The organism is Gallibacterium salpingitidis, from assembly GCF_001678495.1.
Taxonomy (GTDB): Bacteria; Pseudomonadota; Gammaproteobacteria; order Enterobacterales; family Pasteurellaceae; genus Gallibacterium; species Gallibacterium salpingitidis.
The window spans coordinates 77,732-93,174 of sequence record NZ_JTJL01000013.1 but is presented as its reverse complement, the minus strand read 5'-3'; the positions used below and the strand labels follow the sequence as shown (position 1 = coordinate 93,174).

At 37.4% G+C, this 15,443-nt stretch carries 10 protein-coding genes and 1 tRNA gene; 6 read left to right on the top strand and 5 right to left on the bottom strand.

The features are described 5' to 3' along the window. On the bottom strand, positions 1–1,536 hold a 1,536-nt coding region (locus QS62_RS04155), incomplete at its 3' end, for a leukotoxin LktA family filamentous adhesin (protein ID WP_156550051.1). Positions 1,537–1,559: 23 nt separating this feature from the next. Continuing rightward, a complete protein-coding gene (locus QS62_RS04150) occupies positions 1,560–3,230 on the bottom strand; it encodes a ShlB/FhaC/HecB family hemolysin secretion/activation protein (protein ID WP_066106360.1) in 1,671 nt (556 codons plus the stop codon). A gap of 500 nt (positions 3,231–3,730) precedes the next feature. Between QS62_RS04150 and QS62_RS04145 the strand changes: the two genes are divergently transcribed. Together QS62_RS04145 and QS62_RS04140 are read left to right on the top strand one after the other, a co-directional pair. Then, a complete protein-coding gene (locus QS62_RS04145) occupies positions 3,731–5,785 on the top strand; it encodes a TonB-dependent receptor domain-containing protein (protein WP_066106357.1) in 2,055 nt (684 codons plus the stop codon). Next, the gene (locus tag QS62_RS04140) at positions 5,785–6,681 is read left to right on the top strand and encodes an alpha/beta hydrolase (RefSeq protein ID WP_231923676.1); all 897 of its coding nucleotides are present in this window, start codon (positions 5,785–5,787) and stop codon (positions 6,679–6,681) included. Before QS62_RS04145 ends, QS62_RS04140 begins: the two co-directional genes overlap by 1 nt. A gap of 181 nt (positions 6,682–6,862) precedes the next feature. Here the strand turns inward: QS62_RS04140 and QS62_RS04135 are convergent. The 3 genes from QS62_RS04135 to QS62_RS04125 all read right to left on the bottom strand — a co-directional run bounded on the left by QS62_RS04135 (position 6,863) and on the right by QS62_RS04125 (position 8,489). Then, positions 6,863–6,949, bottom strand: a tRNA-Leu gene (locus QS62_RS04135). A 149-nt stretch (positions 6,950–7,098) separates the two neighbouring features. Next, the gene (locus tag QS62_RS04130; protein ID WP_066106352.1) at positions 7,099–7,548 is read right to left on the bottom strand and encodes a DUF441 domain-containing protein; all 450 of its coding nucleotides are present in this window, start codon (positions 7,546–7,548) and stop codon (positions 7,099–7,101) included. A gap of 14 nt (positions 7,549–7,562) precedes the next feature. Beyond that, entirely contained in the window at positions 7,563–8,489 is a 927-nt protein-coding gene (locus QS62_RS04125) for a LysR family transcriptional regulator (RefSeq protein WP_066106349.1), read from the bottom strand. Positions 8,490–8,626: 137 nt separating this feature from the next. Between QS62_RS04125 and metE the strand changes: the two genes are divergently transcribed. From metE to QS62_RS04105, 4 genes are all read left to right on the top strand, one after another. Continuing rightward, positions 8,627–10,885, top strand: a complete 2,259-nt coding sequence (gene metE / locus QS62_RS04120) for a 5-methyltetrahydropteroyltriglutamate--homocysteine S-methyltransferase (protein WP_066106346.1) — start codon at positions 8,627–8,629, stop codon at positions 10,883–10,885. Positions 10,886–11,117: 232 nt separating this feature from the next. Further along, on the top strand, positions 11,118–12,602 hold the full coding sequence (rng, locus tag QS62_RS04115) for a ribonuclease G (protein WP_066106344.1): 1,485 nt from the start codon (positions 11,118–11,120) through the stop codon (positions 12,600–12,602). A 20-nt stretch (positions 12,603–12,622) separates the two neighbouring features. Beyond that, positions 12,623–14,080: a metalloprotease TldD gene (gene tldD, locus QS62_RS04110; protein WP_414146315.1), complete on the top strand. Its 1,458-nt coding sequence runs from the start codon at positions 12,623–12,625 to the stop codon at positions 14,078–14,080. A 90-nt stretch (positions 14,081–14,170) separates the two neighbouring features. Beyond that, entirely contained in the window at positions 14,171–15,379 is a 1,209-nt protein-coding gene (locus tag QS62_RS04105) for an aspartate aminotransferase family protein (RefSeq protein WP_066106340.1), read from the top strand. Positions 15,380–15,443: the final 64 nt, after the last annotated feature.

Genomic DNA, 15,443 nt, shown 5'->3' with positions numbered 1-15,443 from the left:
TGTACCTGTACCTGTACCAGTTTTACCTGAAGTATTCGTTCCTGTGCCAGCAGTAGTTGTGCCAGTTGTTGATTTATTGTCCTTTGTTGCTGCTTCTGGTTTAGGCGTTTTACTTACAGCGCCAATATTCATTTTGTGATCTGCTAATGAAGAGATTTCAATTTGTTTATCTACTGAGCGTAATGTTGTATTACTGTTAACATTAACATTAGACTTATTATCAATTTTTGTATTGACTATAAGTAATTGAGCTAATTTATCTTCTTCTGATCTAGATACATTAAATGAAACTTCAGTTTTTGCTACAGAATTTACCCTTAATGCTTCTTTTGCTTCAACAATAGCGCCACTGTCTATATCAACCGCAGCATTATTTTTAATATCTGCTAATGTAATACCAACACCGCTTTCTCCAGTTTCAACGCCAAGTAAATCCAAGACCTCTTTTCCTTTGAATACTGCATTTAAAAGGTCTTCTACATCCGCATCACTAACATTACTTTCTGATTGTGCAGAAATATTTACACTTTTTCCTGATTCGATCTTTCCTGCAATCTTAACATTAGCTGAAGATTCTGCTGACACATCATCTTTCACTTTGGCAGCAGCTTTAATCTCAACATGACCTTTAGCCTTGACTGTTGCACCGTTTTTTATAGCAATATTAGCTGTATGCTCATCTCCACCTTCAGATAAAACATCTAAAACAATATCACCATCACCATTGACTCTCGCCACAAGTTCTCTTCGAGTTCCTTGCTTCTGTTCATTGTTTAAAGAAACAACTGCTCCAAAAGCTTCTTTTTCAATACCTGTAGTAATTTTTGCAGTTGAACCTATGTTGATACTTTTACCAGCACGTAATCTAACTTTTCCTGCATTTTTGACTAGTTTTTTCGTTCCATTTTCATTATCTTCAACTTCACTTATCTCTTCTCCAGTAATATTAATATGTCCATCGATACTAATCTCTCCCTTAGGATTCAAAGCAATCGTATTCGCCTCATAAGCAACTTTTCTAATTTCACCATCACTTTCTGGCATTTTCGCTGGAGTTAAAACAGTTAATGATCCTGCATTAATCACCCCAGAACTAGTTACAGCCATACCATTTGGACTAAGGAAATAAAGATCGCCACCCACTTTATTATCTTTAATGGCATTAACCGCACCAGCAATATTAATTTTACTTTCAACAAGGTTAACTAACTTACCAACATTTTGACCATTTTCATTACCTTGTTTAAAGTGCATATTGACAACATGACTAGAACCAACATCAAATTTCTTAAACTCGTTAACTCCAATGTGGTTATTGTCAATCGTGTTCCCAACAATCCTTTGTGCATAAATATCATTAACTGAATTGTTATAGGTTGTACCACTCGTAGTTTCAATATTTTGTGTTATTTCATCAGCCCAAGAAATACCCGGCATAAAAGCTAAGCCCGATGTAATTGCCACAAGCAATTTCATTGCTAATGAAGATTTAGAAGTTAATTTGATGTTGTTTGCATATTTGTTAGTACGTTTCATAATATTATCTCCCTGTCGTGGGCTTAGAATTGGGTATTAACTGAGAAATGGAAGCGAGCTGTATCCACTTCTTGATCATTAATTGTTGTTTTTAAAGGCACACCGACGCCTGCATTAAATGAAAAATATTTGGTAATTGAGCCTTTGAAACCTATACCAGTACTCCATAAAGTTCTGTCTTGATAAGCATTTTCTCCCCATACATAGCCGTAATCGCTAAACAAATAGGTATTTACTTTGCCGTCAAGAATTGGAATAGCATGTTCAACACTGGCATTAACTCCGTTATCGCCACCAAGCAAACTCTCAACATAACCACGTACGCTGTACATTCCACCAATGTAGAATTGCTCCGCTGATGGTAAATAATGTTTAGAGGCTAATTGCAGATCTAATCGTGCTGAAAAGAGTTGATTATTGGTAAATCCTTTTTGATAGAAATAGTTAGTTACAAATTTTCCATATCTATTATTTTCTTCAAGAATATTGACACTGCGTCCATATTTGTAACTATATTTTTGATAGAAAGCCGAACGCTCACCATAAGAAAGGCGATCATAAAAAGCCGATACACTATTGCCTTTATCATCTACCCAAGGATTTGAAGAAAAATCTGTTTTTGAGCGTTGATAGTTATATTCAAGCCCTACCTGTGCCTTAACAGTATTAGTGACTTGAATTGGGTGTACTAATGACACCCCTATCGCATGACCACGTCCTTCCACATCAAGCGGTTCTAAATCGCCTGATACGACTTTGACGCGGTTAGTACTGTAAGATAAGCCTAATTTTGTTCCTCTGGTACTAATCGGAGCAAAATAGGAAAATGCTCCTGAACGTGTACCTTTTGATCCCATAAAAGTCGCAGAGAATGCATCCCGATTTCCGGTTAAACTCGCATTATATAGTGATACCCCATAACGATAGCGGCCATTATTTTCGCTGCCTGCATTATCACTGAAAAAACGTATCACATGACGTTGCGGCTCTTGTACTTGGATACCGTAATCAGTAGTACCTAACTCTTCACCCGCTTTTAATACTAAAGCTAATTGCGCATCATTAGTCGCATTAAATAATACTAAATCATCATTAAGTTGATTTAAGTTAGCGACTTGTCCTTTTACAAGATTAAGGCGATTAAGGATATAAGCTTCTCTAGTAGAATTATTACCTGTTAATTTAATATTTCCTGTTTTACCTTCAACTAAATCAATGCTGACTACTCCCTTTTTGATAGTTTGTGGCGTTAAAATCGCACGCGCATTGCTATATCCTTTTGCATCATATAACGCATTGATCTCATCTACGATGATATATAAATCTCTTAAACTAATCTCATGTCCAACATATTTATTGATGACAGTATTTAACTCTTCTTTACTGAGAATTTGTGAGGCAGGAAGATTGATACCATTAAGTTGAAAGCGGATATCAGGTAGGGTTTTCTGTGTTTTTGAACGAGATTGACCACTAATATTTGCTGTCGGTTTGTCATTAGAAATTCGTTGTTGTAATCGTTGACGTTCTAACTCCTCTTGCACTCGGTTCAATTGTAAACTTGGATTATCTGCAGAAGGCAAATTTTGGCTAGGTGGTGTTGTTTGCGCCCCTTGTGCCAATACAGGTAAACACCCTAAACAAGAAGTTATACAAGCAAACCGCTTTATTTTTTGCATATTAGTTAGTTTCATACTGTCCTCAATTACTCATTCATACAACCAAAACACCTACAGCAAATTTGTCTTAATCTGCTGTAGGTAGGACGGATATTTATCAAAGTAGAAAAGTTAGATTAAAATTAGGAAAAAATTATATAAATTTCCCCCCCCCCTTAACAAGTGACGTTTATCACGTTTTTCTTATAACAACTGTCACGCCCAGAAAATAAAAATTAAAAAGTTCTTATAATTCAATTAGTTAAAAAATAAAAAACGATTACGTTCTACAGAAAAGTACAATTTTTAAATGAAAAAATACAAGAAATTTTTGATATTTTTCAATGTTGGAGCTATCAAATGGAGTGTTTTATATCTTTATATGCCGGAATGCTATAAATTTTCTACCTATTAAGAATTAATTTACCTCTATTTTTTCTAATCTCATTTAAAGTTTCTTTAACTTTCCTCTTTAAATGATATTAGTTCTCATTTATACTTGGGCGGATTTTTTCACAACCTAAGGAGAATTTTTAATGCGTTTAACCCTTTCAGCTATCAGCCTGTGTGTAGCAACAATCCTTGCTAATCAAGCATTCGCTGCTTCAACTACAAATGAGTCTTCTACATTAGACGATATTGTTGTGACCGCTTCAGGATCTACACAAAGTTATAAAGATGCGCCCGCAAGTATTACAGTTATCAATAACAGCACATTAGAAAAACAACCAGTAGCAAATTTGATTGATGCAGTGAAATATGTCCCTGGAGTAAGTATTTCTGGCAGCGATGTCAATAAAGAAGATATTTCTATTCGTGGCTTACCTGGTGACTATACATTGATCCTCGTTAATGGCAGACGCCAAAATACACGTGAAGCTCGCCCAAATGGTAACGGTGGTTTTGAAGCTGGTTTAATGCCACCAGTAAGTGCAATCCAACGAATTGAAGTGATTCGCGGACCAATGTCTTCTCTCTATGGTTCTGATGCGATGGGTGGTGTAATTAATATTATTACCAAAGAAAATACTGATAAATGGGAAGGTAGCCTTTCTCTTGGTGGTATTGCACGTCAAGGAAGTAATGGTGAAGAAGGTTTGAGTAGTTTCTTTATTTCTGGTCCATTAATTGCCAATAAATTAGGTGTTCAACTTTATGGTAATGGTCAATTACGCCAAGAAGATCCAATTGAAGGTGGTTCAAATAAATTAAAAAATGGTGCTTTAACCAGCAAATTAATTTTTACCCCAAATGAAAAGCATAAATTTGAATTTGAAGCTGGTCGTAACCGTCAAGAAAAAACCGCAACTCCTGGAGAATCTCTTGCTGCCACAACCAACCGAGGCGGTTCAATTACTAAAAATGTACAATCCACCACTAAATTCTCTCGCAATCATTGGGCAATAAGTCATTATGGTGATTGGGGAAAATTTAATTCAGAAATTAGCTTATACCAAGAAACTGCAAAACGTGAGGTTTGGTCTGAAAAATTAAAAGGTTATGACCCACGCAGCCCTGAAATTACTAATACTGTATTTGACGCAAAATTTATGTTACCGCTGGGTTCACACTTTTTTGTCTTTGGTGGACAGTATCAACATGCAAAATTAGAAGATGACTCTGTAACTAAAGTCGTCAATAAAAAAGCAAAAACTCAGCAACTTGAAGAAAGTATGTCGCAAAAGGCACTCTTTTTAGAAGATGAAATCAGCCTAACCAAAGATTTATTACTAACATTAGGGGCTCGTATGGATCACCATGAGAAATATGGTACTCACTGGAATCCTCGTGCTTACTTAGTCTATCACTTAAATAATGAATGGACTGTAAAAGGTGGCGTTGCTAAAGCATTTAAAGCTCCGAGCATTCGTGAAATTAGCCCGAACTATATTACCTCAACCCAAAGTGGCGCTGGCGTTATTTATGGGAACGCTGATCTAAAACCAGAAACAAGTGTCAACCAAGAAATTGGTGTTGAGTATAATGGTGTAAATGGTCTTAGAGCCTCAATGACACTATTTAATACTGATTTTAAAAATAAACTGATCAGCTATCAGTTAGCTGGAAAAACCGATCCAGTTACTGGAGGAAATCTATTTACCTATGATAATGTTGGTAAAGCTAATATCAAAGGAGTTGAACTTGCAGCCTTTATTCCTCTTCATAAAGCTTGGAATTTAGAACTGAATTACACTTACCAAAATTCAAAACGTAAAGAAGACAAATTACCTGATGCAAAATTCTCTTATGATGGTTATCCGCTAGCAAATACACCAAAACATAGTGCTAATGCAAAATTAAATTGGCAAATGAACGAGCAATGGGATTCTTATCTTCGTTATAACTATGTTGGTAAACGTATTTGGGCAGACCAACGTACTGGATATAGTAAAGGACCAGCTCGCTATGCTGATGCTTATAGTACCGTTGACTTCGGCTTAAATTACCAATTTAGTAAAGACGTATTATTTAGCTTTGCCGTATTAAATATTGGCAATACTCGTGGTGAAACTATTGATGCAGATAATGGCGGTAACTGGTCTGTTGTTGATGGACGTCGTTATTGGGCAAATATGACGGTTTCATTCTAATGAGCAAATTCCTATCTATATTGCTTTGCTGCCGCAGTGCAGTAAAGCAATTTTTCCATAACAAATGCCAATTATTTATGATTGGCATTTCATTTCTGATTGTAACTAACGTGACCGCACAAAAATCGACACTACCAATGGAAAAACTAAACCAATATTTTGATCTTTCACAACAAGATATTACTTATCACCAACAACAATATCGACTCTTTATTGCTGCGCCAAAACTTCAACAAAGCCATAAATTGTTCTTTCTACTAGACGCTAATGCACAATTTCCAATTGCTTTATCAAAAATCGATGTCACAAAGCCTCTGCCACTTATTGTGGGTATCGGTTACATCACTGATAAAGATTATGCAGTACCAGAACGAACTCGTGATTATACTTTTCCTACCGTAGGAGAAGAATTTGCAAAAGGCGGCAAAGCAGAAGACTTTCTCAATTTTATTGTTACGCAAGTTTTACCTACTATTCATCAACAATATCAAATCAAGAAAAGTTTATTTTTTGGACACTCTTTTGGTGGGTTATTCGGTTTATATACTTTATTTACTCGTACTCACACCTTTGATGATTATGTCTTGGCTAGTCCGTCATTATGGTGGGGAAACGGTAGTATTACGCAATATTGGACAAATAAAGACCAACAACCTCATTCTGTTACTTTGACGATTGGAGAATATGAACAAAATCCTAGCGCTGATCCTCATATTGATCCGGAAAGATTAGCTCGGATCAAACAACGCCGCCAGCAATTAAGAGTAGAAAATGTAAACCAACAATTTTTAACACAGCAATGGAATAGCGAACTTATCAGTATTCCCAAAACTAATCATGGCAGCTCAATTCCTTTTGCAATAGAAATTGCGATTAGAAAAATACAGAGTGATTAAAAAAGAACAACAAGGTTATGTGTAAAATTACCAACCTTGTTACTAAGGCTGTTACTAAAATTCAAGACTTAAAACGAATTAATGTGAACCATTACGGAAAGTGAAAAAGCTGAAAAACCTTATCAGAACTGGTTTTATCAAGGATTTTTTGGAAAGTTATGAGAGGTTACGGAAAGAGTAATGGTGCCTAGGGTCGGACTCGAACCGACACGCTTTTAAGGGCGGCGGATTTTGAATCCGCTGCGTCTACCAATTTCGCCACCCAGGCAACAAAGAACGAGGCAAATTATACGGATGTTTCCAACGGTTGCAAGTAGAAAATTCAATAAACGCATTGTTCGTTGCTATTTTCAACAACTTTTGCTGAATTATCCTACATTATATTACCGCTTAACTTTCTTAGCCTCGTTTACACCATTATTTTGCTAGGAACAATGACAAAATCCCTGCTGCAATTAAAGGGCCAACTGGTACACCGCCTAAAAAAGCCACACCAATAATAGTACCAATTAATAATCCAGTGACTAATGTTGGCGCGCCTAACATTAAAGTTGCACCACGACCACCCAACCAAGCCACTAAAATACCAACAACAACAGCCAATACCATTTTCCAGTGTAATAACTCTTTAATTGCTGGCAAACTAATTTTGCCCGATACCAATGGGCTTAATACACCAATTGTTAGAATAATAATCCCAAAACTTAATCCATATTTATCCAACCACACAATGTATTTGGATAATGCAGTTTCGTGCATCAATAGCAAAACTGTCGCTGCTACGGTAATAGAATTGTTATGTCCTATTACTCCTAATGCAATCAGCACAACTAAAAACAAGGCAATTCCATTGAATTGTAAAGACATCTTTGATGTTCCCCTTAATCTAAAACAACTAAATCTGGTAAGGTCGCAAAACTTTTATTTTTTACGGTTTCATAAAAATCATCAATATAAGCGATATGCTGATCTTCGACTCGAATCGCTGCATATAAGTTGCTATATAGTCCTTTATCTGTAATCTTACGTGCAACCACATAACCACGCTCTAAATAAGGCAATACTGCCCAATAAGGCACTGCTGCCACGCCTCGCTTACTTGCAACCAATTGTATCATTGCAATAGTTAATTCAGTAGTCCTTCTTATTGGATTGATCCCTGCTGGTTTTAAAACTTGACGAACCAAATCCAACATCTCATCTGGTACTGGATAAGTAATTACCGTTTGATCAATAAAATCTTCCGCTTGCCAAATCTCTTTAGCTGCTAATTCATGATCTCTGGCACAAATTCCTACCATTTCATATGCAAACAACGGACGATAAATAACATCACTATTCTCTTCAACTTCAGCGACAATTGCCCAATCTGCTCGATCAGTTAATAACAAACCAACAGGATCGGTTTGGAAACCAGAAACAATATCTAACTCCACCAACCCCCAATGTTGGCGAAACTCATCCATCGCTGGCATTAGCCAATCAAAACAAGTATGACATTCTACCGCAATCCGCAATTCTCCCGCTTCCCCTTGTTGAACACGCGCTAAATCGCGTTCGGCCATTGCTACTTTCGGCAATACTTCATTAGCTAATTGGATTAATCGCTCGCCTGCTGCAGTAAAACGAATAGGGTTAGTTTTACGTTCAAACAATGGCAAACCGAATTGTTCTTCAATCAATTTTAATTGGTGAGAAAGTGCTGATTGCGTAAGGTACACACGCTTCGCTGCTGAAGACACACTTCCCGTTTCTTTCAGCGCTAATAATGTTTTTAAATGACGTAATTCTAAAAAAGTAGGTTTCATCTGTATTAAATTAATTCATCTTATTTATGAAAATTATGAGCTTTCATCATACAGAAAATTTCGTTATTCTGCATCTCAGATAGACGTTTAGCCGTCTATTTCAACGAATTAATAGAAAAATATATGGAGAAGCAATTATGACAACATTTCATTTAGCAGGTTTCCCGCGTGTTGGCGCAAAACGTGAATTAAAATTCGCTCAAGAACGTTATTGGCGTAAAGAGTTATCTGAACAAGATTTATTAACAGTAGCAAAATTATTACGTGAAAAGAACTGGAAACATCAAGCAGAAGCAAATGCAGATTTTGTTAGTGTTGCTGACTTCACTTTTTATGATCATATTTTAGATTTGCAAGTCGCTACCGGATCTATCCCTGCTCGTTTTGGTTTTGATAGCCAAAATTTAACTTTAGATCAATATTTCCAATTAGCTCGCGGTAATGAAAGTCAATTTGCGATTGAAATGACCAAATGGTTTGATACTAACTACCATTACCTCGTACCTGAATTTCATAAAAATACCGAATTTAGAGCAAACCCTGCACACTATGTACAACAATTAGAAGAAGCACAAGCATTAGGTTACAAAGCGAAACCTACTTTAGTGGGCCCACTAACATTCCTTTATTTAGGAAAAGAAAAAGGTGAAGCGTTTGATCGTTTATCACTATTAGATAAATTATTACCTGTTTATGAGCAAATTCTTGATGCTTTAGTGGCAAAAGGCGCAACATGGATTCAAATTGATGAACCGGCACTCGCTTTAGATTTACCACAAGCATGGCTAGACAAATTCCAACCGGTTTATACCCGTTTAGCCGCAAAAGCCAAAATCTTATTAGCTACTTACTTCGGTTCAGTCGCAGAACACGCTGCTCTATTAAAAGCATTACCTGTTGCAGGTTTACATATTGATGTTGTACGTGCACCTGAACAATTAGCTACCTTTGCAGACTATGATAAAATTTTATCTGTTGGGGTAATTGATGGTCGTAATATTTGGCGTGCTAATCTCAATAAAGAATTAGATTTACTTGAACCATTAAAACAAGTTTTCGGCGATAGATTATGGATTGCACCAAGCTGTTCATTATTGCACGTTCCATATGATCTTTCAGTGGAAACACAACTAAATGAAGATATTCGTTCATGGTTAGCATTCTGCTTACAAAAAGTGGAAGAGTTAAGCATCTTGAAAAAAGCATTAGATCAAGGTCGTGCTTCAGTACAAGCTGAATTAGATGCAAGTCAAGCGGCTGCAGATGCTCGTGCAAACAGTAAAGTTATTCATCGTCCAGAAGTTGCGGCTCGTTTAGCTTCATTACCAGCAAATGCGGATCAACGTAAATCACCATTTGCGGAACGTATCAAATTACAAAAAGCGTGGCTGAATTTACCATTATTACCAACTACTAATATTGGTTCATTCCCACAAACTACTGAAATTCGTCATGCTCGTGCTAAGTTCAAGAAAGGTGAACTTTCTGCCGCGGATTATGAAGCTGCAATGAAGAAAGAAATTGAATATGTTGTCCGCCAACAAGAAAAACTCGATTTAGATGTTCTCGTACATGGTGAAGCAGAACGTAATGATATGGTGGAATATTTTGGTGAATTACTTGATGGTTTCGCATTCACTAAATTTGGTTGGGTTCAAAGTTACGGTAGCCGTTGCGTAAAACCACCTGTTATCTTCGGGGATGTTGTACGCCCTGAACCAATGACAGTAGCGTGGTCAACTTATGCACAAAGCCTTACTAATCGTGTAATGAAAGGTATGTTAACCGGCCCTGTCACAATTTTACAATGGTCATTTGTCCGTAACGACATTAGCCGCGAAACCGTATGTAAGCAAATTGCATTAGCGTTAAATGATGAAGTATTAGATTTAGAAAAAGCAGGAATTAAAGTGATTCAAATTGATGAACCTGCGATTCGTGAAGGCTTACCATTAAAACGTGCTGATTGGCAGGCATATTTAGATTGGGCTGGACAAGCATTCCGTTTATCATCAAGCGGTTGTGAAGATAGTACGCAAATTCATACTCATATGTGTTATTCAGAGTTTAATGACATTCTACCAGCTATCGCAGCGTTAGATGCCGATGTGATTACTATCGAAACATCACGTTCTGATATGGAATTATTAACTGCATTTGCGGATTTCAAATATCCAAATGAAATTGGTCCAGGCGTGTATGATATTCATAGTCCACGTGTACCAACTGAAGCAGAAATTGAACACTTATTGCGTAAAGCACTAAATGTGATTCCAAAAGAACGTTTATGGGTAAACCCAGACTGTGGTTTGAAAACACGTGCATGGCCAGAAACACTTGCCGCACTAGAAAATATGGTGAAAGTCACGAAGAAATTACGTGCTGAACTCGCTTAATTTAACCATCCCCACTGCGGTGGGGATTATTTTTCTCCAATTTCTCAAATATTTCCTTTATTCATTTCAACACTTGCCCGTTCCAATTTTTCTTACTTTTCTCTACCCTAAATTAATCACAATAAGAAATGATATTAAGCAAAGATTATGTAGAACAACACAAAATACGCTAGGATTTAATATTTGATTTCGTTAGACTAACGCCCAATAGTCATATTATTAGGAAAAATTTATGGAAAATGGTAACAAAGTCGAGTTGTTGGTCAATGTTACCCCGAATGAAACAAGGATTGCGCTCGTAGCAGCGGGCATTTTACGTGAAGTTCATGTTGAACGGGAAACCAAACGGGGCATTGTTGGCAATATTTATAAAGGTCGAGTAACACGAGTATTACCCGGTATGCAATCAGCATTTGTCGATATCGGTTTAGAAAAAGCAGCATTTTTACACGCTTCCGATATCGTTTCACATACTGAATGCGTTGATGAAAATGAACAAAAGCAATTTGTCGTTAAAGATATCGCTGAATTAGTACGTGAAGGGCAAGATATTATTGTCCAAGTGGTTAAAGATCCACTTGGCACAAAAGGTGCACGTTTAACTACTGATATTACACTCCCTTCTCGCTATTTGGTCTTTATGCCAGAAAATAGTCATGTTGGCGTGTCACAACGTATTGAAAGCGAAGAAGAGCGTGCAAGGTTAAAAGAGCTTGTTACGCCGTTTTGTGATGAACTCGGTGGCTTTATTATTCGTACCGCTTCAGAAAATGTTTCGCTTGAAGAATTACAACAAGATGCTGACTTCTTGAAACGCTTATGGCGTAAAGTGTTAGAACGAAAAGTGCGTTCTACTGCACCAGCAATGCTCTACACTGAGCCAGCATTAGCACAACGCATTATTCGTGATTTTGTTGGTATGCCGTTAGATAGTATTCGAATTGACTCTAAACTCGCTTATTTAGAAGTAAAAGAGTTTATCGAAGAGTTTCTACCTCAATTAACCCAAAGTTTATCGGTTTATACTGGCCCGCAACCATTATTTGATATTTATGGTGTTGAAGAAAGCATTCAAAAAGCTCTTAATAAGCGGGTAAACCTGAAATCTGGTGGTTATTTAATTATTGAACAGACGGAAGCCATGACCACCATCGATATTAATACCGGCGGTTTTGTTGGTCATCGCAATCTTGAAGAAACTATCTTTAATACCAATATTGAAGCCACTCAAGCCATTGCTCATCAATTACAATTGCGCAATCTCGGCGGCATTATCATTATTGACTTTATTGATATGCAGTTAGTAGAACATCAAGAACGCGTTTTACAATCACTCAAAGAGGCGTTAGCGAAAGATAGAGTGAAAACAACCGTAAACGGCTTTACCCAACTTGGCTTAGTGGAAATGACGCGGAAACGTACTCGAGAAAGTTTAGAGCATGTGCTTTGTGAAGAGTGTCCTAATTGTCAAGGGCGCGGCCGCGTGAAGAGTGTGGAAACCGTTTGTTATGAAATTGCTCGTGAAATTATTCGGGTATATCACCTTTATGCTAGCGAACAATTCTTGGTCTATGCTTCTCGCGCAGTGGCAGAGCATCTGATTAATGAAGAAACACATGCACTGATTGCAGAAGTTGAAGTCTTTATTGGTAAAAAAGTACAGATTAAAATGGAACCTTACTACACACAAGAACAGTTTGATGTGGTCGTAATGTAAGATAAATTTAGGAATAAACAATGATTATTAACCAAGTAGCAGATTCTTTACTTTCACCAAACCAATTAACTATTGAACAACTACCATCTATCTTTGATATTTTTGCTGATCGACAAATTGATTTTGCCGATCTCTTTTTTCAAACCTCTATGGATGAAGTCTGGGTTTTAGAAGATGGCATTATTAAAGAAGGCGGTTTTCATATTGATCGTGGCGTTGGTGTACGTGCAATTAGTGGTGAAAAAACTGGATTTGCTTACTCTGATGTCATTAATTTTGCTGCCTTACAAGATTGTGCATTAGCCGCAAAAGGTATTGCACAAGCTAAAAACACAACTTCTTCTATTTTTGCGAAACAAGGTTTTCTTCCTGTTAATCCAACTCTACGCTATGCCGCAATCAATCCATTAGATACGATTAGCCGAGAACAAAAAATCGCCTTATTACGCCTAGTCGATCAAGTTGCACGTGCGGAAGATCCACGTATTACACGAGTCTCCGTCAGCTTATCCACACTCTATGAAGAAATGTTAGTTGCCGCCACTGACGGTACTTTAGCTGCAGATATTCGTCCGTTAATTCGTTTATCTATTTCTGTCTTGGCGGAACAAGATGGTAAACGTGAACGTGGTAGTGCTGGAGTTGGTGGTCGCCGTCCTTTAGATTGGTTCTTTGCTGATTATCAAGGTGAACAACGTGCAGTTTATTTCGCAAAAGAAGCAGTACGCCAAGCATTAGTCAATCTTAATGCTGTTGCAGCACCAGCCGGAATGATGCCAGTGATTTTAGGCGCTGGTTGGCCGGGTGTATTGTTACATGAAGCTGTTGGCCATGGTTTAGAAGGCGATTTTAATCGTAAACAGTCTTCTATTTTCAGTGGCAAAATTGGTGAATTAGTTACATCACCGCTTTGTACCATTGTTGATGATGGCACATTACCAGATCGTCGTGGTTCTTTAACGGTTGATGATGAAGGTGTTCCTGGACAATATAATGTCTTAATTAAAGACGGTGTATTACAAGGCTATATGCAAGATAAATTAAACGCACGTTTAATGGGCATGCAACCAACAGGTAACGCACGTCGTGAATCATATGCTCATTTACCAATGCCCCGTATGACTAATACCTATATGTTACCGGGTGAAAGTAAATTTGCAGATTTAATTGCTTCTGTTGATTATGGTGTCTATGCACCGCATTTTGGCGGTGGCCAAGTTGATATTACCTCTGGCAAGTTTGTCTTCTCTACTTCTGAAGCTTATCTCATTGAAAAAGGTAAAATTACTAAACCAATTAAAGGCGCAACCCTGATTGGTAGCGGTATTGAAGTTATGCAAAATGTCTCTATGGTAGCCGATGAACTAGAAATTGATCATGGTATTGGTGTTTGTGGTAAACAGGGGCAAAGTGTGCCTGTTGGCGTTGGTCAACCCGCACTTAAAATTGAAAAAATTACCGTTGGCGGCACCAATTAATTGCATTTTTATTCATTTTATTGACTACATATGCAATCAGTCGTATGCTTTCCTGCACGCAAATAAACAAATATTATTGAGGCAATAAAAATGACACAACAAATTACTCGTAACGATTTTGACCAATTTTTAGTACAAAACTACGCTCCGGCAGATTTTATTCCAGTCAAAGGTAAAGGCAGCCGAGTTTGGGATCAACAAGGTAAAGAATATATTGATTTAACTGGTGGTATCGCCGTCAATGCTTTAGGTCACTGTCCTGATGAATTGCTCAAAGTATTACAACAACAAGGTTCAACACTTTGGCATTCAAGTAACTGGTTTACTAGCGAACCCACTATCGCATTAGCAAAATTATTGGTTGAAAAAACCTTTGCAGAGCGTGTGATGTTTGTAAATTCAGGAGCAGAAGCAAACGAAGCCGCCTTAAAATTAGCGCGTCGTTACGCGGTTGATCATTTCGGTTATCAAAAAAGCAAAATTATCTCTTTTAAGCAAAGTTTCCATGGACGTACACTATTTACAGTAAGTGTCGGCGGTCAGGCAAAATATTCTGACGGTTTTGGCCCAAAACCAGCGGATATTATTCACGTTCCTTATAATGATTTAGACGCTGTGAAAGCTGTAATCGATGATCATACTTGCGCTGTCATTGTTGAACCTATTCAAGGTGAAAGTGGGGTTTTACCTGCAACAACGGAATTTTTGCAAGGTTTACGCCAACTCTGCGATCAATACCAAGCTTTATTAATTTTTGATGAAGTACAAACTGGGGTCGGACGTACTGGCCATTTCTACACTTATATGAAATACAATGTGGTACCTGATATTTTGACCAGTGCAAAAGCATTAGCAAATGGCTTCCCAATTGGAGCAATGATGACAACGCATCAAATTGCCGCAAGTTTCAAACCAGGTGTACATGGTACAACATTTGGTGGTAATCCATTAGCTTGTGCAGTAGCCAAAAAAGCCGTTGAAATTATTTCTGATGAACACTTTTTAGAACAAGTACGTGCTAAAAGCGACTTCATTAAACAAACTATCGCCAAACTCAATCAACAAACCCCAATTTTTCGTCAAATTCGTGGTGAAGGCTTATTAATTGGTGCAGAATTGATAGAAAAATATCATGGCAAAGCAATGGATTTTTGTCATCTTGCCAACCAATATGGCTTGATGTTATTAGTTGCAGGGCCGAATGTAGTACGTTTAGCGCCGGCATTAAATATTTCCCAAACAGAATTGGAAGAAGGTTTAAATAAATTTGCCAAAACTATGACTGAGTTCGCGAAATAATCGCGGACTATCTAGTCAAGAAAGCGTAAATATGATAGTTTTTCAACGTTTAATCATATCGGAG

Excerpts from the sequence above, each read along its gene's own strand:
- QS62_RS04150 (WP_066106360.1), bottom strand. The coding sequence starts at position 3,230 with ATGAAACTAACTAATATGCAAAAAATAAAGCGGTTTGCTTGTATAACT.
- QS62_RS04145 (WP_066106357.1), top strand. The coding sequence starts at position 3,731 with ATGCGTTTAACCCTTTCAGCTATCAGCCTGTGTGTAGCAACAATCCTT.
- QS62_RS04140 (WP_231923676.1), top strand. The coding sequence starts at position 5,785 with ATGAGCAAATTCCTATCTATATTGCTTTGCTGCCGCAGTGCAGTAAAG.
- QS62_RS04130 (WP_066106352.1), bottom strand. The coding sequence starts at position 7,548 with ATGTCTTTACAATTCAATGGAATTGCCTTGTTTTTAGTTGTGCTGATT.
- QS62_RS04125 (WP_066106349.1), bottom strand. The coding sequence starts at position 8,489 with ATGAAACCTACTTTTTTAGAATTACGTCATTTAAAAACATTATTAGCG.
- metE (WP_066106346.1), top strand. The coding sequence starts at position 8,627 with ATGACAACATTTCATTTAGCAGGTTTCCCGCGTGTTGGCGCAAAACGT.
- rng (WP_066106344.1), top strand. The coding sequence starts at position 11,118 with ATGGAAAATGGTAACAAAGTCGAGTTGTTGGTCAATGTTACCCCGAAT.
- tldD (WP_414146315.1), top strand. The coding sequence starts at position 12,623 with ATGATTATTAACCAAGTAGCAGATTCTTTACTTTCACCAAACCAATTA.
- QS62_RS04105 (WP_066106340.1), top strand. The coding sequence starts at position 14,171 with ATGACACAACAAATTACTCGTAACGATTTTGACCAATTTTTAGTACAA.